Source organism: Helicobacter saguini (assembly GCF_000762875.2).
GTDB lineage: Bacteria > Campylobacterota > Campylobacteria > Campylobacterales > Helicobacteraceae > Helicobacter_A > Helicobacter_A saguini.
Window position 1 is genome coordinate 47,024 of record NZ_JRMP02000005.1, and the last position, 18,954, is coordinate 65,977.

17 protein-coding genes are annotated in these 18,954 nt (G+C 36.0%); 9 read left to right on the forward strand and 8 right to left on the reverse strand.

What is annotated here, in order from left to right:
- Window positions 1-21 precede the first annotated feature (21 nt).
- Entirely contained in the window at window positions 22-468 is a 447-nt protein-coding gene (locus LS64_RS04165) for a hypothetical protein (protein WP_034571085.1), read from the reverse strand.
- 261 nt (window positions 469-729) lie between these two features.
- Between LS64_RS04165 and LS64_RS04170 the strand changes: the two genes are divergently transcribed.
- Both LS64_RS04170 and bamA read left to right on the forward strand, forming a co-directional pair.
- The gene (locus LS64_RS04170) at window positions 730-1,845 is read left to right on the forward strand and encodes a hypothetical protein (protein WP_118949345.1); all 1,116 of its coding nucleotides are present in this window, start codon (window positions 730-732) and stop codon (window positions 1,843-1,845) included.
- A gap of 178 nt (window positions 1,846-2,023) precedes the next feature.
- A complete protein-coding gene (gene bamA / locus LS64_RS04175; RefSeq protein WP_237416272.1) occupies window positions 2,024-4,660 on the forward strand; it encodes an outer membrane protein assembly factor BamA in 2,637 nt (878 codons plus the stop codon).
- 14 nt (window positions 4,661-4,674) lie between these two features.
- Here the strand turns inward: bamA and LS64_RS12345 are convergent, their stop codons facing one another.
- Window positions 4,675-4,839, reverse strand: a complete 165-nt coding sequence (locus LS64_RS12345; protein ID WP_160659377.1) for a hypothetical protein — start codon at window positions 4,837-4,839, stop codon at window positions 4,675-4,677.
- Between the two features lie 261 nt (window positions 4,840-5,100).
- Between LS64_RS12345 and LS64_RS04180 the strand changes: the two genes are divergently transcribed.
- Complete coding sequence (locus tag LS64_RS04180) at window positions 5,101-6,345, forward strand: toxin-antitoxin system YwqK family antitoxin (protein ID WP_034572694.1); 1,245 nt, start codon at window positions 5,101-5,103, stop codon at window positions 6,343-6,345.
- Window positions 6,346-6,609: 264 nt separating this feature from the next.
- Here the strand turns inward: LS64_RS04180 and LS64_RS04185 are convergent, their stop codons facing one another.
- The 5 genes from LS64_RS04185 to LS64_RS04205 form a co-directional block, all read right to left on the reverse strand.
- On the reverse strand, window positions 6,610-6,891 hold the full coding sequence (locus tag LS64_RS04185) for a hypothetical protein (protein ID WP_419880000.1): 282 nt from the start codon (window positions 6,889-6,891) through the stop codon (window positions 6,610-6,612).
- Between the two features lie 112 nt (window positions 6,892-7,003).
- Window positions 7,004-7,429 carry a ribose 5-phosphate isomerase B gene (gene rpiB, locus LS64_RS04190; protein ID WP_034572701.1) on the reverse strand — a complete coding sequence of 142 codons (426 nt, stop codon included), beginning with the start codon at window positions 7,427-7,429 and terminating at the stop codon, window positions 7,004-7,006.
- Between the two features lie 13 nt (window positions 7,430-7,442).
- Entirely contained in the window at window positions 7,443-8,102 is a 660-nt protein-coding gene (locus LS64_RS04195; protein WP_034572705.1) for a site-2 protease family protein, read from the reverse strand.
- Between the two features lie 37 nt (window positions 8,103-8,139).
- Window positions 8,140-9,882, reverse strand: a complete 1,743-nt coding sequence (gene ilvD / locus LS64_RS04200) for a dihydroxy-acid dehydratase (protein ID WP_034574674.1) — start codon at window positions 9,880-9,882, stop codon at window positions 8,140-8,142.
- 264 nt (window positions 9,883-10,146) lie between these two features.
- The gene (locus LS64_RS04205) at window positions 10,147-10,698 is read right to left on the reverse strand and encodes a hypothetical protein (protein WP_052062564.1); all 552 of its coding nucleotides are present in this window, start codon (window positions 10,696-10,698) and stop codon (window positions 10,147-10,149) included.
- Between the two features lie 188 nt (window positions 10,699-10,886).
- On the opposite strand from LS64_RS04205, the gene LS64_RS04210 reads away from it, so the two are divergent.
- The 6 genes from LS64_RS04210 (at window position 10,887) to LS64_RS04230 (ending at window position 17,533) form a co-directional block, all read left to right on the forward strand.
- Window positions 10,887-13,088, forward strand: a complete 2,202-nt coding sequence (locus LS64_RS04210) for an autotransporter outer membrane beta-barrel domain-containing protein (RefSeq protein WP_034572709.1) — start codon at window positions 10,887-10,889, stop codon at window positions 13,086-13,088.
- Entirely contained in the window at window positions 13,085-13,225 is a 141-nt protein-coding gene (locus LS64_RS12350; protein WP_160659376.1) for a hypothetical protein, read from the forward strand. Before LS64_RS04210 ends, LS64_RS12350 begins: the two co-directional genes overlap by 4 nt.
- A 3-nt stretch (window positions 13,226-13,228) precedes the next feature.
- On the forward strand, window positions 13,229-14,851 hold the full coding sequence (locus tag LS64_RS04215; protein WP_052062565.1) for a DUF1698 domain-containing protein: 1,623 nt from the start codon (window positions 13,229-13,231) through the stop codon (window positions 14,849-14,851).
- Window positions 14,852-15,103: 252 nt separating this feature from the next.
- Window positions 15,104-16,567, forward strand: a complete 1,464-nt coding sequence (locus LS64_RS04220) for a DUF2972 domain-containing protein (RefSeq protein ID WP_118949346.1) — start codon at window positions 15,104-15,106, stop codon at window positions 16,565-16,567.
- A 28-nt stretch (window positions 16,568-16,595) separates the two neighbouring features.
- On the forward strand, window positions 16,596-16,805 hold the full coding sequence (locus tag LS64_RS04225; protein WP_118962092.1) for a hypothetical protein: 210 nt from the start codon (window positions 16,596-16,598) through the stop codon (window positions 16,803-16,805).
- Window positions 16,806-16,894: 89 nt separating this feature from the next.
- Window positions 16,895-17,533: a class I SAM-dependent methyltransferase gene (locus tag LS64_RS04230; protein WP_118962093.1), complete on the forward strand. Its 639-nt coding sequence runs from the start codon at window positions 16,895-16,897 to the stop codon at window positions 17,531-17,533.
- Window positions 17,534-17,612: 79 nt separating this feature from the next.
- Here the strand turns inward: LS64_RS04230 and LS64_RS04235 are convergent, their stop codons facing one another.
- A complete protein-coding gene (locus LS64_RS04235; protein ID WP_034569730.1) occupies window positions 17,613-18,878 on the reverse strand; it encodes an efflux RND transporter periplasmic adaptor subunit in 1,266 nt (421 codons plus the stop codon).
- Between the last annotated feature and the right edge of the window lie 76 nt (window positions 18,879-18,954).

Sequence of the window (18,954 nt, forward strand, 5' to 3'; positions counted from 1 at the left end):
TTTTTTATTAAATTATAGAATCTATAACTTTTCTAAGCCTTCGATTTCATTTTCGCTATAAATATATGCGGATTTGCTTTTAGATTCTGTGTGGAATTTTAGCCATGCTTTTAGGAAAATATCCGCGTCATCGACATTAGAAAATATCGTCACTGACTGCGTTTCATTCATAATATCATACAAATTGTTATACACGCCCATTTTTTCCATAATCGTCTCAAATCCGCCCACATTTTTCTTAAAGCTTTTTTCATCCTCACTTAGCTTATTAATCGTTAATTTATATAAATGAAACTCGTGGAACTGCCCATTTGCAGACCTATTATCAAAGCCGCTACCAGCCTTTGGTAAAATAATATTTCGTCCATAAAAATCATTGGCGCTTTTCACTAAATCATCAATGCTAACAACCGAAAAAACCATCGGTAAATCAATCAAAAAATCGGCACTTTTTTTCTTGCTAGACATTTTTTCTCCTAAAGATTCTAAAAGATTCTATATTTTTTATATTTAAAAGCTAGAATTATAGCAATATATTACAAAAATTGATAAATCTATAGAATCTTTTTGTAATAAATACAATTTAATGTATAAAATTTCTAAAATATTATGAAATTGCTAACATTAAAATTTTTGTAAAGTAAAATTATTAAATGAAAAATAATAAAAATAATGTTATAATTAAGACTTTACACGCTTTTATAACGATTTTAAGAATGGGAGTTTAGGATGGCTACGAAGTTATTATGTTTATCATCTGCAAGCACGAGTTTATTTGCAAAGACTTTTTTGCAATATTTGTCGCAACATGAGAGCGTGGAATACGATTATGCCGAGATTGAGCCATTTGTGTTGGGCAAGATTCCATTTAAGAAAATGCTTGAGCATTTCTGCTCGCAAACACCTGAATACATCATGTCTTTTGATGGGCATTATCGCTATTTGCCTAGCGACCCGGGGATGCCTTTTATTGAGATGAGTAACTCTGTGGCAGGTCCTATAAAGCATAATAGAATCTTTGTAAAAAGCCCTGTGGAGTGGGAAAATAGCGTGGTAAAAGTCGAGCCTGAGTGGTATAATAAGGTTGTGCCTATCGATGATAAGACGATATATCGAATGACTGATTCTTATCGCTATGTGTATTTGCGTAGCATTGTGGCAGATTATTTGAAAAATCCAGCAAAAGTTGAAGCGCCATTTGCCTTTTATTTACCTGACTGGAATACGCACACTGATGATATTTTGAATAATATTTATAGATATTTGGACTTTTGCCGTGAGGATAAATGTGGGCTGCACGTGGCGTTATCAAAGGCGATTTTAGATACTAGCGATTTGAGTTTGGAGCAAAAATACAAGGTAAAACGCGATAGTATTAATAAAACTTTAAACATTATAAATAAGGAAATTGATAAGTTTAATAAGGAATATGAAGAAGAGGGCTTAGTTGGCATCGTAACGGATAATACGAATTATGAAAAGGATTTGCTAAAGTATAAAATCCGCCTTTTATCAATTGAGCCTAGTAGCACGACTTGGTTAGAATCTTTATATTTGTTGAAAACTAAGGGCGTGGAGTGCAATAAAATTCGCCTTATTTTCTCAAATGGCGCTAGATTCCCCGGCACTGATGACTTTGATAAAAACTTGCCTGAGGTTGAAAAATATTTTAAAGAAGAGCTAATGCGAAAGGATAGAATGCAGACTTTAGGGCAGATTTTTACGACTACTGATAAGTTTTTTCACTTTTTAGGATTCCAAGAGAATTTCGCCTTGCACATGGACTTTGATAAAATCGCAAAAATTATCGCAAGTGGTGGCAACGCCGCTCCAAAACCTGCATAGATAAATACAAGATTCCAAAACGTTGCAATATCAAATTATCCACAAACTACAAATATCAAAATGTTTTGCTTTATAGATTCTATAAATTTTTATTTTTACACGCTGTTTGTTACACAAACATTATCTTTCTTTGATATAATTATCGATTTTAGTTAATTTAAATGATTTGGGATTAAAGTTGAGAATATTTATTTTTATACTTTTTGCTAGTTTTTTGTGTGGGCAGATTCTAAATGCCGAGAATATCAAAGCCATAAAAGTGCATAATATCACCTATATGTCGGAATCTTTAGCCATTGATATTATAAATATTAAGCCAGGCGAAAGCTTAAATCCTGAAAAAATTGACAATGGAATAAATGCCCTTTTTAAACAGGGCTATTTTAGCGATATTTACGCTACTTTTGATAATGGAATCTTAAATTTTTATGTGAGTGAAAAGCCGGCTGTGGCTAGTGTGGAGGTAAAAGGCTATGGCACGCAAAGTGAAAAAGATACGATTTATGGGCAGCTTGGCATTAAAAAGGGCGATACTTTTGATGAGATAAAAATGGAAAAAGCCCTTGATGTGCTAAAGCAAATGCTTGAATACAAGGGCTATTATGGCAGCGTGATTGAGCCTGAGATAAAAGAGCTTAGTGAAGGTCGCGCTGTGGCTATCACTTTTAATGTTAATCGCGGAGATTCTATAATCATAGAAAAAAGCTACTATGAGGGCGCATCAAAACTAAAAAAGCGAAAGATTGAATCTTTATCCGCTAATAAACAACGCGACTTTATGGGCTGGTTACCGGGCTTAAATGCTGGTAAGCTAATGCTAGCAGAACTTGAGCTTGACCCCTTGCGTATTCAAGATTCATATATGCGAAATGGCTTTTTGGACGCAAATGTAAGCAATCCGCTATTATCTGTCAATCCTACGAATAAAAAGGCGATTTTATACTACAATGTAGATGAGGGCGAACAATATAAGGTTAAAGGAATTGAATTTGTGATAGATGATGAGCACCGCGATTTAATTACCGATGAGCAGCTGCGTAAGAATCTAAGTGCGAAAATCGGCGAATTAGTAAATGTGCAAAATTTGCGTGATGATTCACAAACCATCAAACTTAAAGTCGCCGACTTAGGATATGCGTATGTCGCGGTAAATCCAGACCTTAAGAAAGACGCTGAAAATAAAGAAGTAACGATAATCTATCACATAGACTTTGGTAAAAAAGTGCATATAAATGATGTGCTTATAACAGGGAATACTAGGACAGGCGATAGAATCATAAGACGTGAGATTCTAATAGCCCCTGGCGATGTGTATTCACTTGGCAAGATTCAAGGAAGTGAGATTGCATTGAAACGTATCGGCTATTTTGAGAATGTGCGAATTGATGAAAAGCGTATAAGCGATGAGGCGATGGACTTGGTAGTCAATGTCAGTGAAGGTCGCACAGGGGAACTTAGCTTTGGCGTGGGGTATGGTAGCTTTTATGGGCTAATGGTAAATGCGAGTATTAATGAGCGAAATTTATTTGGTAGTGGCTTTGGAGCTAGTCTTTATGCAAATGTTAGCTTTGGGGGGGATTTTTCATATTATCGTGGTGGGGCGACTAACTTTTTTGCACCAACGCAACAGGCGTTTAACCTTACTTTGACAAATCCGCGTATTTTAGATTCTAAGTGGAGCTTATCTCTTAACATTTATTATAGTCGCTATCTAAATTATGTTTATACACAGCAAAGTATCGGCGGTGGCTTTACCGTTGGGCGTTTATTATTGCCGACCCTGCGATTTAATGTCGGCTATGATATTAATAAAACAGATACTTTTAACTTTTATAACCTTTATACCGGCACATCTCAGCCGCAGTATCAAAAGTATTATGATAGTGGAAATATCGACTATACCTTGCCAAATAATAACTATAATCCAAATGCAACTACGCCTACACAATGCACCGGGCAAGGGACAAGTGCGGATAATCCACTAGCCCCAAATCAAACGCCGCCAAACTGCACCACGCGAGAAGATTTCTACTATCAAACGCAAGGGCTTTGGAATCGTAGCTACTCTGGCTGGACTAATGCGCCCATTAAAAGCTCCATTACGCCTAGCCTAGTCTTTGATAACACAGATGACTACTACTTCCCTAAAAATGGGAACTCGACTACTTTAAGCCTAAATATCGCAGGTATAGGCGGTGATGTGTATTACACTAAGCTTTATGCCAAAAGTGGATTCTATGTGGATTTGCAAAAATGGATAAAGCTTGATTTTATCTTCCGCTATAAAGTGCAGGGGGGATATCTTTTCCGCTATAATCGCGAACATTTTCTGCCTTTGAATGATACATTTTATATGGGGGGTGTAGGCACTTTGCGTGGATATTCTAGCTATTCAGTTACGCCGCTAGATAGCGATGGACTGCGTGTTGGGGGCGATGGACTTTTTACAAATTCAATTGAGCTTAGTTATGGGCTTATTCCTAGTGCGAAAATGCGCGTTAGTTTTTATATCGATTATGGAATCTTAACCTATCATGGCGGTAATAATCAGGCAAATTTCAAAGCGTATGGCACATTTGGCGGGCAAACTAGCATTTTGCAACGCGGCGCGGCTGGCTTTGCAATTGAGTGGGTTAGCCCTATGGGACCGATTGTCATAGTTTTCCCTATGGTGTGGTATGGACCAACTGACCCGCAGGGCATAGGACCAAATAAAATCTTTAGCTATGGCACAGCTGGAAATATCCGCGCATCTGGCAACTATCTAACAAACTACCCAAGCTATTTTGAATTTACGATGGGGACTAGATTCTAAATTCCTACTACCATCTATAACACTTCGCAATAAAGGGCTAGCTCGCCGCTAATGCCACCATCAATGGGCTTGTGAAACTTAAAAGTATAGCCTAGATTTCCATTCTCCACCTTTAAATAAAATGTTAAGATTCTACAAATATTTTGTGTAGATTTTATAAAAGATTCTATAAAATCCATTAAAAAGGGTGGTGGTGGGCGGGCGATTAGGATTTAAGCGAAGAAAAAATTTAAAACAAGATTTTTAGAATCTTAAAATTATGCAAGATAATAGAATCTAGATTTTATAAATATTTTTTTATCTATTCGCGCACTTTAAGGTTAGAAAATATTTTATAGAATCTAGATTCTATAATTTTTATCCTATCGCCCGCCCACCACCCTTTTTTTAAAAATAATATTATGATAGAATCTAGATTCTATAAATTCAAAGGCATATAAATGAAAAAAATTGTGTTAGTTTTTATATTAGTATTTTGTGTTTTAAATGCGGGGACAAACAATCTAAAGCAAAAAAACTGCCCATTTCCTATAGATTTTGACAAATGGGAATTGCAAAGAGACTTTGAAATGCGTGATAATGAATTTATTAAAAGCATACAAAATTCGCTTGATGATATTAGCTATGAGTGTTTAGCAGATAATGGAGTGCCAGAGCTGATAGAAATCTCGCAATGCCAGAAAACTCCAAGCGATTCATTGCTATTTAATATTATAAATATGTATAATGAAGCCTTTATTATTAGATATGAAGATGAGACTAACACAGAAGATGAGACTAACAAGATAAATAAAAAAACAACCTGCAAAAATACGCACTGCACAACGGAAGGATATGATGAAAAAGATAAGCTAGTATTCACATCAAATTGTCTAAATGGTAAAAATCACGGCACGCAAAGTATGTATTCTAGCGATGGTAGATTATTAGTAGAGCTAAACTACACTAATGGTAGGCTAAATGGCAAACAGAAATTCATTAGTAAATTTATAGATGAGAGTGATTTCCTAAATGAAGTGGAAATAATAAATGGTAAGCTAAATGGTAAGCTAAAAATCTATCATATTAAACACACAGATTATGGTTATATAGGCGGTGGTCTTATAGGTGAGTTTAAAAATGGGAAGCCTGTTGGTAATTTAGAGAATTGGCTTGGAGATAATTTGGTGGTTAATACTCATTTATATATTACGAAAATACCTTTTGATAAAAATAGCAATATTAATGGTAGTTTGATAAATAAATTTCAAAATTTGAAAGAATTAGGTGATAATTATCTTAAGCTTGTAGTTAGCAATTATAAAGATAATAAAATAATTTCTTATGAAGACTATCATGGCGAATATGACTTTTTAGGATGTGAGTATGATGAAAAAAGCCTAAATAAATGTGTAAAATCTTACGTAAAAGAGCTAGAAAATGCCGAAATACCAAAAGAATTCTATAAAAATAAAGCCAAAGCAATGGCTAAATATTCACAAGGGCAGTTTGATTCTAAAGAAAAAGTAGGCAGTTGGATAAAATACGAAATCGCTCAATATAACGACTACAACTTACTAGAAACCACGAAATATAATTTTACAAACAATCTAAACTGGGTAGAGAAAATATATATAAATAATAAATTAAAAAGAGAAAAAACCTTTATAAACGGGGAAATAGATAATTATAAAGAAATAGAATAAATAGATTTTTATTGATTCTATACATTTGGATTCTATATTTTTAAACTTAAGTGGTGTTGAGAAAGCAATTAGGCTTTTATAAAATTCTTGATTCTAAATTTATTTTCACTCAATCTACAGAATCTAGATCTATATTTTTTAACATTTAGGGTGGTGAGATGGAAATAAATAAAAAATATTTAAAGTTAGATTCTATATTTTCAAATCGCCTAGTCGTCCACCCACCAGCCTTTTTGCTGTGTTGATAGAATCTAGATTCTAACATTATAGTAGCGCTTCGATTTTCTGCTCTAAGTCTTTTATGCGGCTTTTGTAGTTATCTGTTTCGATTCTATATTGCGAGTTGCGTTGTTTGAGCGTTTTGACCTCGCCTTTTAATGTGTTTAGCTCTTTTGTTAAAATATCGATATTTCCTAGTGCTCGCTGCAGTGATAGCTGGTGCTTTTGGATTAGCACTTCGGTTTCTACTAGCGTGTATTTCATGTGTGCGCTATCTTTTTTTTCTTTTTGCGCCATTGAGCGATAGTAAAATGATGTGACGACCATAAATAAACAAAATAAAATAAAGCAAGTAACCAAAAACCAATTTACAAAAGTGCTTTCATACATTTTTTATCCTTATGATAATTAGAATAAAAGATTCTAAAAGTTATAGAATCTATAACTCACCAAGCTTATCCACACGCCTTTTATGCCGACCGCCCTCAAAGCTAGAATCTAAAAAAGACTCCACAATGCTTAAAGCCAAGCCCACGCCTACTACGCGCTCGCCCAAGCACAGCACATTTGCGTCATTATGACGTCTTGCAAACTCCGCCATAAACGAGTTTAGACACAACGCAGCGCGGATATTTTTATGCCGATTAGCAGCAATACTCATTCCAATTCCGCTACCACAAATTAAAATCCCAAGATTTTTAGAATCCAAAGCCACTTTTTCACACAAAGCCGCCGCGATGTCAGGATAATCAACGCTATTTATAGAATCTACGCCCAAATTTTCCATCTCAAAACGCGAGCCAAAGTGCGTAATTATCGCATTTTTCAAACTCACACCCGCGTGGTCATTTGCAATAAAAATCATACACTTCCCTTCTTTAAATCTGCAAAAATAAAATGCTAATAAATTTAATACTACTCGCAATAAAGCTCTGTGTCGGCGGCAGCAGCACGACAAGTAAAAGCAAAATCATACCATATTTTTCAAGGTTATTATACCATTTCGCAAAAATGCTAATGTTAAAAATTAGCCCAAGATACGCCAGAATCTTCGCACCATCTAAGGGCGGCAAAGGCAAAAGATTAAAGATAGCAAGGACGATATTTGTGTAAAAAAGCGTGAAAATGAACTGCGAAATGGGGTTACCTTGCGTTAAGATTCCAAACATTAAGGCAATTTTAAGGATTAAAACGCACAAAAACGCCATAAAAAAATTAAAAAAAGTCCCAGCCAGTGCGACTTTTAAACAGCCCTTATACCCACTAGCCTTAGCAATATTTGAAAAATCAACAGGCATAGGCTTTGCATAGCCAAACAAAAAGGGCGCACCAAGCAAAAGCAGAGTGAGAGGCATAATAATCGAGCCTAAAATATCAATGTGCTTCAGCGGATTTAAGGTAATGCGACCATTTAGTCGCGGCGTCTCATCGCCATATCGCACAGCCATAAGCCCACTCATAATCTCGCGTCCCACCGCGGAAATAATAAGTGCCACAAGCACGATAAATATGCTAAGAATTAAGTCAAATGCGTCCATTTGTCCGTGTTACCTTTTTATTTTTAGAATCTAGATTCTACAATTCCGTTTTTAACACCGCGCCATTAGCGGCGTTACTTACTAAAAGCGAATAACGTTTTAGCCACTTGCTTTTTATCTCTTTTTTTATAGGCTGCCATTTTTTACGCCTAGATTCTAAAGTCGCGGAATCTACAAGCAACTCCAAACTCCCATTTGATACCGAAATCTCAATCATATCGCCATCTTCAATCAATGCGATGTCACCCCCCTCAGCTGCCTCAGGGCTTACATGCCCTATGCACGCACCCCTTGTCGCCCCGCTAAATCGCCCATCTGTGATTAACGCCACACTTTCGCCTAAGCCCATTCCCATAATTAAGCTTGTGGGTGCTAGCATTTCTTGCATTCCAGGTCCGCCCTTTGGTCCTTCATAGCGTATTACGACCACATTTCCAGCTTTGACCTTGCCCCCTGCGATGCCTTTTAAGGCTTCATCTTGCGAGTTGAAACATACCGCACTTCCCTTAAACTCTTTCATAGAATCTGCCACAGCCGCGACTTTTAGCACCGCACCCTGTTTAGCGATATTGCCATATAGAATCTTTAAGCCGCCAAAGGGCGAATACGCGTTTTCGTTTGTGTGGATAATGCTAGAGTCTTTTATGTCCGCATTTTTGATTCTATCGCCCAAAGTCTCGCCGGTGATTGTTAAAGCGTCAAGGTGTAATATAGAATCTTTGTGGATTGCCACGCCTTTAGCTTCGCTAAAGTCTCGCAATGACGAATTTCTTTTTGCGACTTCATTCATAACGGCACTTACGCCACCTGCTTTATTAATGTCTTCCATATGCACACTACTTAACGCAGGGGCGATTTTAGCGATATGAGCGACATTTTGCGCGATTTTATTAATAGATTCTAAGTTGAAAGGCACTTCGGCTTCACGCGCAATGGCTAGCATGTGTAGCACCGTGTTTGTGCTACCGCCCATTGCCATATCAACCACAAATGCGTTATGCACGGCTTTTTCATTTAAAATATTACGGAATCTAAATTTGTCAGTGAGATTAGAATCTAGCGAAATCTCCACGATTCGCCTTGCCGCTTTTCTTAGCAATTCTTCACGCTCTGGCGTTAAAGCCGGTATCGTGCCATTTCCGGGCAAGGCTACGCCCATTGCTTCACAGAGCGTATTCATAGAGTTTGCAGTAAACATTCCACTACAAGAGCCCCCGCCCGGACAGGCTTTGCACTCGATTTCATGCAGCCTAGATTCTGTGATTTTCCCTTCCGCGAACGCACCAACCGCTTCAAACGCCGAGTTTAAATCAAGGATAGTGCCATCATCTAGCTTCCCAGCCCGCATAGGACCGCCACTTACAAAGATTGTCGGCACATTCACACGCAACGCACCCATAAGCATACCAGGCACGATTTTATCGCAGTTTGGCAGGCAAATCATCGCATCAAGCGCGTGTGCGTTCATCACAGATTCTATACAATCCGCAATCAGCTCGCGGCTAGGGAGCGAGTAAAGCATACCATTATGACCCATCGCTATGCCATCATCCACGCCGATTGTGTTAAACTCAAAAGGCACAGCGCCCGCTTTTCTAATTTCATCCTTGATAATTCGCGCATAATGATTTAGGAAAAAATGCCCCGGGATTATGTCAATATAGCTATTTGCCACGCCGATAAAGGGCTTATCAAAATCTTCGTCCTTTAGCCCTGTGGCTCGTAAAAGGCTTCTGTGCGGGGCTTTTTGATACCCCTTTTTAATAATATCACTTCGCATATTCTTTCCTTTGTTAGAATCTTCCTTTTGATATGGTGGGTGGGCGATTAAGATTTTATAGAATCTAGATTCTACCCACGTCTTAAAAAGTAGGTTAAAATCCAAATAATTTTTTATTAACATAATCTAATTTGGGTTTTAGATTCTATATTTTGCTTTGTAAATTTCCCAAATGCCCACCCACCACCCCTTTTAAAGAGAAGATTCTAATATAAAATTTAGGAGAAATGTAAGAAGTGTGTTAAGATTTTAGAATTATTTTTACTAATAATCAGGCAGTTTTGGGCATTCAAGTAAAATCTTGGCAATGCCGCGATTTGGCACTGAATCTAGATTCAGCATAAGTTGCGCACTACTTGTCCTTGCCGCCTCAAAAGTGCGCGAAATAATAAGCGAACACTCCGTCACATTTGGCGGCGTAGGCTCGATTTTATAAAGCTGCCCACCATAGTGCGTAACCTCGTAGATATTTGGCGCCATTCGCGCGTATTGATTAGTCTTATTTTTCGTGTAGCGGTAAAATGTGATACCATCGTCATTTGAGCGAAAAATCGTGTAGTTGCCCTTGTCATACATGCCCTTTGAAATCACTTTCGCGTTCGTGTCAGGATTTAGCGCGTCTTGCGGGATGGAGATAATTAGCGGATTTTTATTCTGCACGAAACTCGCATCCACAGGGATAATATGCGATGTGACAAAGACTAGGACATTTGGGTCTTCCTTGCTTTTTTCATAGGATTGATAGTCCTCATTTACAAAGCTATCGGCAGATATAAAATTTATAAAAATAGCAAGAAATATTATAAAAATTCTCATATTGTGTCCTTTTTGAATAAATATTGCAAATTTAGGATAAAAACCTGAAAATTATAGCAAAATAATGTTTATTCAACATATAATAAAATATTTCATAATTCATAAGTATTTTATTGAATTTTAAGCTAGAATCTCAAATTAAAAATATTTTTTGATTATTATTGTTTGATATGGAGAAGTTTGCGAGTATGCAAAAAAGTTTTGTGGTTTTTTTATTGTTTTGTTTTTTGGGGATTGAAAGCCTTTATACGCAGGATTTCCAAGATTCTAATATGCCTAGTAATATTACTTTGAATGGGGGTTTAAGAAATGATACAATCACTTCTACTAAGGGCAATTTTGCGGGGACTACGATAGGATATAATCGCAATCCTAGTCTTAGCATTAGTGGTGCGGCGAACTCGCAGTATTCCTTGCAAGTGCAAGATAATACGACTACTTGGTATTCTGGTGGGCTTAGTGTGGGTAGTAACGTGCAAGTTGGCATCCTTAGCATTCACACATTTAGCGTTGAGAAAAATAGTATTAATGTAGGAGATGGCGGGACTCTTAGCGTTATTTCAAGTGGGAATAGCATAAATGCGCAAGGTAGCGATTATGGTGGTGATTCTAAGATTCACTTCGCTGCAAATACAAGTTTGAATCTAAATCGTGGTTCTAGTGCTACTTTTAGTAACGCTTTATTTTTTATACATAATGGAAGTGTTACATTATTACAAGATTCTAAGCTTAGTATAGAATCTAAAGTGATTAGAATCCAAAGCACTCTAACTAATAATAACGGCGAGGTTACACTAAGTGGCAAAGTGCAAAATATCGGGCGAAATATTAGATACGGGCAGAATACAGCCTCAAACTTTACAAATAACGGTGGCTCAATTACGATAAATGGCGACTTTTATAACGGCGGACAGGCTGATACTGATACTAGCGGTAATGTCGCTGGTGGGTTTAATACTTATGACCCAGGCTTTGGCGGTGGGGGGAATCTCACTATTAATGGCGGAAGTGTTACCATAAGTGGCAAACTTATATCTATGCACGGCGGCGATATGTTTCAAAATGATACAAATGTGTATAATCCTATCAATTCTAGCATAATTATCAACGGCGGGACGCTTCGTGTCAATGGCGGTGTTACAAACGCACAAGGCTCTAGCCTAACTTTTGGCTTTTTAAATGGCAAGATGGGCGAACTTATAGGTAATCTAGATTCTACAAATGGAAATGTGGTAATCAATATGGCAGGGGCAAGTGATGGTAGCTATACGCTTATTAACGGCACTGCGACAGGCGTGATACAAGGACAAAATTTTAGTATTATCAATGGAAATAACGAGTTTTCTAGCACAACTTTTAACACAAATACTTGGCAAGTAACGATAAATACGAATAAAAATGCTATTACAAACTTTACAAATACGCTAGATTCTAATCGTAGCTCGATTTTAAATGCGCTAAATTCGCAATATGGTAACATTTTCACTATGCAAGATTCTGTTACACTTCGTAACACTACGCAAAATATAATGAGTGGAATCTACTCAAATTACATCGCTACGCCCATTAGCGTCCTAGATTCTATAAAGACAAATATGCTAAATGAAGCCCTGCGACAGAATCTTCATTCACGTGCTGGTTGGCATATCGGCGTTTCTGCTTTAGGCTTGGGTCTTGCCGGTGGCAGCGTGGGTGTAGGTGGTATAGGTGGCGTAAATATCGGTGCGCACAATATTATACAAAGTCATACGCTTTCATTCCAGCTAGGCTACGCCTTTTCATCAAATGAAATGCAAAGCACAACTTTTAATCGCACGTCCCAAAACTCCGCTAAAAGCGGCAATTTCAATGTTAGTCATAACCTTGCTTTGAGTGCGTTTGATAGAATCATTTTTGGGTATAAACGTAGTTTTGAGCTTGATTTGGGTGGGTATTTTTTGATGTCTTTTATGAATGCAAGGCGGCAAATTTCTGGCGTGGATAGTGCTTCTAGCGATATTTATGTGACTAAAACGCAAGGTAATTTCACACAAATTGCGCTAGATTCTAGCCTTGGCTATCGCTTTAACTTTGCAAATGCCTCTTTGAAACCTTATCTTGGCGTAACTAACGCTATTTTAATGCTTGGGAATTTTAAGGAAAATGGTGATTTAAAGGCATTGAGTGCAAGTGTGAAAACGCAAGGGCTTTATGCTTTGAATATTTTGACAGGGCTTGAAAATCGCGTGCATTTGCGTGATAATAGCATTGTGTTATTATTTGGCATTCATTATGAGAATCAGATTCTATCTAGCAATGAGTTTGTAATGAGCGTAGATAGCGGCACGTTGCGGTTTAATATGCCTTATAAGCATAGAATCTCGCTTAATTATGGTGTGGGAATTTTGTGATGGGTGAAAAAATGAGTGCTGGGATTAGTGCGTTTTATAAGATTGCATTTGGCGGGGATGCGTATAATCCAAGTCTAAATTTTAGTAGTGCGGCAAGTTATTTTGGCTTAGATGTGGCGTTTTCATATAGATTCTAAAATATGCAAGATTTAATTGATAAACTTAGGGAATTTGAAATATTTAAAGATTTTAGTGATAAAGAATTTAGAATTTTTTGTATTGAAAAATATCGTGGCATTTTGGAAGATATATTGAATCTAGATTCTAAATTTATAATGTATATTTCTGTAACAAAGGATTCTATAAAGTGTTTAGATTCTACACAATTTTTTAATATCATTGCGAGTGAGCGTGAGCGAATAAAGGAATCTAATCAAAAGTATGAATTTAAAGAAAATATAGAATCTAATCGTGAAGATTCTTTAAAATGTTTAGATTCTACACAAAATCCTTTTTCATTTTGCCATAAGAATGATATTTCTAGCCCCCCTCCCTTGCGGAGGGGGGTTGGGGGGTGGGTTACTAATTGTAACACTAAAGCAGAAAATATAGAATCTAATTGTCAAGATTCTCAAAATAATAACATTTTTTTAGAATCTATTTCTCAAAATAAACTACAAAATGGCATTCATATTTTCCTAGATTCTAAAGATTCTAAGAATAATATTATAAATCTAATTTATGCTCTAAAACCTTGGCGTAAGGGACCTTTTTTTATTCATTTTATAAATGCAGATTCTATGCAAAATTCCCCTCTCCCTTGCGAAGGGGGGCTAGGGGGGTGGGTGTTAAATAAGTGCGTAAAAGAATCTAAAAGCCCTGCAAACATTGAAAATATCGAAACTTTCCACATTGATACCGAATGGAAAAGTGATATAAAGCTTAATTTAATCTTAAATACCTTAAAGATTCTAAACTTTGACTTGCAAGGTAAAGAAATCCTAGATGTAGGTTGCAATAATGGCTACTATATGATTGATTTAAGCTTGCCTCATAATAATATAGAATCTAACTTGCAAGATTCTAAACTTATAGAATCTAGAATATTAGAATCTAAAAATAATGAATTTAATAATATACCTAAAAGCATAGTTGGCATTGACCCCATTGCTATTTTTTTCTTACAATTTTTATTTTTAAAGCGACTTTTAAGCGATAGTATGCAATCGATTAGTTACCAAAATATACATTTTAGACTTTTAGGTATCCAAGATGTTACTTTATTAAACAAAAAGTTTGATTTGATTCTATGTATGGGCGTTTTATATCATCGTCAAGAGCCTTTAGAATCCTTAAAGTTACTTAAAAAAAGCTTAAAAAAAGATGGATTGTTACTAATTGAAACGCTTATAATTAATAAAAGTAGCGAAATTACACTTTGCCCTTACCCAACTTATGCTGGAATGAAAAATGTGTATTATATTTTTAGCCCTAAAGCCTTGCAAAATCTCGCATTTCACGCTGGTTTTACAACTTGCAAACTTATTAGTTTCACATACACGACAAATAATGAGCAACGAAGCACAGATTTTATCCCAAATAAAAGTCTTGGCGACTTTCTAAATTTTGAAACTTTAAAATCTAAAAATTCTAATATTTATAATAAAGATTCTAAAAATTTCCAAAATATAGAATCTACTTTACAAGATTCTAAAAAGTTAGAAAATATAGAATCTAAAAGTATTAAAAATTCTAAAAATAATAATAAAACAATAGAAGGCTATCCACCACCATGCCGCGCCATCTTCGAACTTAGAATCTAAAAAGGAAAATTGTATATTTTATGCTACAATGCGATATTTTAAAAGGATTAAATATGAAATTAGAAAAAACATTTGCAAAATTTACATTTAAAATAAAAAGAATTGCACTGCTAGCGATATATACGGGGGGGGGGGGGGGGGGTAATCCTTCGCTTTAAAATTAAGAAAATAAAAAAGATTCTAGAAAAAAGAGATTTAGCGGAAAAATTTAGCGATTTAAATCATAAAAATATAAAAAAGGCGTTAAAGGAATTGCTCCCAGCCTTTAAAGATTCTAAGCAAAATATAGAATCTAAAGATTCTAAAACCTACACATTTTTAAGCTCCTTTCTTTATGTTCTAAAGATTCTAAACCCAAAAAATATAGAATCTTTTTTAGATTCTAAAGATTTTAAGGAAAAATATATCGATAAAAATCATCCTTTTCCGCCGCTAACTAACCCAGATTCTATAAATTATGAGAAATTGCCTCCAAAAATTGCATGGTGTTTAAACATTCCTTTGCCAAATAATTATGAATTTATTTTCCTTACAAATGGGGCGAGTGCTAGTGATGTAACGATTTTTTGGATGAAAAAATCAAATATCAATACGACAGAATGCTGGATGCAAGATATTGATAAATATATTGCTAGTTATGAGCTGCTCCTAAGTCATAAGGGCGAGTATAATGCGCTAAATTTCACCGAAAAAACAAGAAAAACTATGTTTTTAATCAACAAACCAGCAAGGCTATATTATATCGTGCGTGACCCAATTAGCCGTTATCGCGTGGGTGTAAATCATCTAAGGCTTGAGCTGATACAAAACTTAAGAGCTGAAAATCCGCTTAGCAATCGCTTCAATCTAACCTGTGATTACAAGAATATTTTTGTGGATTTTATATACTGGTTTAACACGAAAACGCCGCAATTAAGCACATTGACAAATAAATATGTGGAAGCGATAAATACTTATATTGTGTTTAGTAGTGTATTTAATAGGCTTAAAAATTTGGGGCTAGTTGATGATATTTATGTGGCGGATTTTAATGATTTTTTGCCGCAGAGTGCGTATAGGACTTTTTGCAGAGTTGGGGAGCATTTTGGCTTTAAAGCATGTGAGGATTTGCAATATTATATTGATAAAAAATGGGGCGATGTAGCGCCATATATGCCTGTAACTTTACACGCAAATAGTTATGATATTCCTAATTTATTTTTACAAGGCAAGGCTGGGCGACAAGGTTTAGAATCTTTGGGGCTAAATGAATGGAATCTAAAGCCTTTAGATTCCATAAATAAGACTATTAGAGAAGCAGAGAACCTTGATATTCACATCGGGCTTTATGATGATTTTAAAAACACACCAAATGTGATTGATATTACTAGCGAATTTTTTAGTCAAAAAATTATAATAGATAGAACTAGCCTTTATATCTATATTAGCAAAAATGATATTAAGATTCTAAAAAATAATGAAAAATTGTATGAAGCCTGTGGAATCTATTTGCGTGGATATATACAAGCCCTAGAATCTAGAATCAAAGAAATACAAAAAAATATAATAAGAGAGCCACAAATATTAGAATATTTAGAATCTAATGAAACTTTAAGAGCTGAAATAAAGAATTTATTTGACAAAGAATTAGCCTATTTTAAAAAAAACTATCCGCACATTGTAGATACTTGGCAATATTACAAAGAGTTTGAAAAGATGTGTGGGGAAAAATATTAAAAAATTTATCTTAGTTTAAGGAGAAAATATGTCAGTTTATGATGAAGAATTTTACAAAGGACAAAAAGATTCTAGCTATGAATCTGCTAAGGCTATGCTAGATGAGATTAAAGGGTATTTACCGCACATTAATAGCGTGATAGATGTGGGCTGTGGCGTTGGCACTTGGCTTAAGGCGTGGAAATGTATGAGTAATAATAGTGCTGTTTCTACGGGGGGGGGGGTGATAGCCCTTTAGGCAAAACGCAAGATTTTATAGATGAGAATATACCAAAGGATTATTTACAAGATTCTAAGAATCCAAATGATAAAAATATAGAATCTAAATTGCAAAAATTAAAAATCTTTGGCATTGATGGCAATGATGTGGATTCTAGCCTTTTTTATATTGATAAAAAGTTTTATAGGAAAGTAGATTTAACGCAGGATTTTAGGCAGATTCTAAAGCAAATAGAAATTGAGAGCGGTGCTAAAAAGTTTGATTTAGCGGAAAGTTTAGAAGTAGCCGAGCATTTGCATAAAGAATATGCTAGGAATTTTGTCTCACTTTTAACAAGTTTGAGCGATATTGTGCTATTTTATGCAGCTATTCCTTTTCAAGGTGGGACAAATCATTTTAATGAGCAGCCACCTAGCTACTGGGCAAAATATTTTAAGGAATTTGACTTTGTATGCTTTGATTTTCGCAATAAAGTGTGGGAAAATAAAAAAATAGCCTGTTATTATCGCCAAAATGTCCTGCTTTTCGCACATAAATCTAAGCGTGAATTATTAGAATCTAAGGGCTTAAAAATGGTGGAAAATCCCATGCACTTAGTGCATTATGAGGGCTATGAATGGAAAGATTATCAGCTAACTGAAGCAACCAAAAAGTTAGAAAAATTAGAATATTTCTATAAACGTTCCCTTCGCTACTACATCCGCCATCCAAAAAAGATTCTAAGTATATTTTCAAAAAATAAGTAATTTTATAGAATCTGCGTTTATACTTTCATTTCATTTTAAAGGTAAAATAATGGTTTTGATTTATAAAATCTAGATTCTATCACTCCACAATAATCTCGCTGTCATAAGTGAGTTCGCTTGATTTTACCGCCACCATTTTAGAATCTGATATGCCGATATTAACCTTAATCGCGCGTGGAGTGTTATTTTCTAGCACCCACACTTGCCCTTCTTGCATAGAATCTGTGCTTTGAGCGGCGGCTACTTTATCGCGTTTTGGGCGGGGCGGGGGTCCTACCATCAAAGGATTTGAGCTATTTTTCGCACCTTTAGAACCTTTAGAGCCGCCAGAGCCACTAGATTCAGGACTATAAAATATCGCCGCTATCGGCACTAGCATCGCATCCTTATCACTTGCCACCTTGATACTTGCAGTCGCATTCATCCCCGGTTTCAGTAGCAAATTCTCATTATCAACATAAATTTTTGTCTCATAGCTAGTGATGTTATCAGTCGTGGTGCTGGCGAAATTGACCCTATCAACCTTTGCGTGAAACTCTTTATTTGGATACGCATCCACGCTAAAACTCGCCTCCTGCCCCTCGCGCACCTTGCCGATGTCAGATTCTGAGATATTTACCACAAGGTTCATTTCTTTTAGATTTTCGGCAAGTTTGAAAAGTGTTGGCGTTTGAAAATTCGCCGCCACGGTTTGCCCAAGGCTAATGCTACGCTCCAAAATAATGCCATCAATCGGGCTTTTTATAATGCTATTTTGCAAATCAATCTTACTTGCAGAAAGGCTTGTTTGAATCTGATTTAGACTTGCTTGCTTTATTTTTATATCGGCTTGTTGTGCCAAATACTCCATTTTCGCATTTTGCAAGTCAAGCTGGCTAGGGCTGCGTCCGCCTGTTGCCTCATATAGCTTTTGCTGCTGCTCGTAAGTCCATTTTTTCTGCTCCAAAGTAACCTTAGAAGATTCCAAATTCGCCTTAGCACTCTGCAACTGCGCCTCAAATCCTGCCAAAGTTTGATTTAGCTTATTTGGGTTAATTTCAGCCAACACTTGACCTTTTTTTACCGCGTCATTGACATCGACATAAAGGCGATAAATCGTGCCTGAAATCTGGCTACCGACCTCGACTTCATTTGTCGGCGAGAGTGTGCCTGTGGCAGAAATTGTTTGCGTTATGTTGCCCTTTGTAGGCTTTGTGGTTTTGTATGTGATTTTGTCGGTATCTCGCAGGGAAAAATATGCGATTAGGGCAATTATCACGGCTATCACAAGGGCGAAAATCACAATATTTTTGATATTTTTTGCCTTTGGCGTAATGGTGTTATACATTTCCTCTTTGGTTGTCATTCTTATTTACAGCCTTTATTTTGAATATAACTTTTATGTTTAGAATCTTAGCAGAAAAATTTTAGATTCTGTGGTG

Coding starts and splice junctions, on each gene's coding strand:
- LS64_RS04165 (WP_034571085.1), bottom strand. CDS start 468: ATGTCTAGCAAGAAAAAAAGTGCCGATTTTTTGATTGATTTACCGATG.
- LS64_RS04170 (WP_118949345.1), top strand. CDS start 730: ATGGCTACGAAGTTATTATGTTTATCATCTGCAAGCACGAGTTTATTT.
- LS64_RS12345 (WP_160659377.1), bottom strand. CDS start 4,839: ATGGATTTTATAGAATCTTTTATAAAATCTACACAAAATATTTGTAGA.
- LS64_RS04180 (WP_034572694.1), top strand. CDS start 5,101: ATGAAAAAAATTGTGTTAGTTTTTATATTAGTATTTTGTGTTTTAAAT.
- LS64_RS04185 (WP_419880000.1), bottom strand. CDS start 6,891: ATGGTCGTCACATCATTTTACTATCGCTCAATGGCGCAAAAAGAAAAA.
- rpiB (WP_034572701.1), bottom strand. CDS start 7,429: ATGATTTTTATTGCAAATGACCACGCGGGTGTGAGTTTGAAAAATGCG.
- LS64_RS04195 (WP_034572705.1), bottom strand. CDS start 8,102: ATGGACGCATTTGACTTAATTCTTAGCATATTTATCGTGCTTGTGGCA.
- ilvD (WP_034574674.1), bottom strand. CDS start 9,882: ATGCGAAGTGATATTATTAAAAAGGGGTATCAAAAAGCCCCGCACAGA.
- LS64_RS04205 (WP_052062564.1), bottom strand. CDS start 10,698: ATGAGAATTTTTATAATATTTCTTGCTATTTTTATAAATTTTATATCT.
- LS64_RS04210 (WP_034572709.1), top strand. CDS start 10,887: ATGCAAAAAAGTTTTGTGGTTTTTTTATTGTTTTGTTTTTTGGGGATT.
- LS64_RS04215 (WP_052062565.1), top strand. CDS start 13,229: ATGCAAGATTTAATTGATAAACTTAGGGAATTTGAAATATTTAAAGAT.
- LS64_RS04225 (WP_118962092.1), top strand. CDS start 16,596: ATGTCAGTTTATGATGAAGAATTTTACAAAGGACAAAAAGATTCTAGC.
- LS64_RS04235 (WP_034569730.1), bottom strand. CDS start 18,878: ATGACAACCAAAGAGGAAATGTATAACACCATTACGCCAAAGGCAAAA.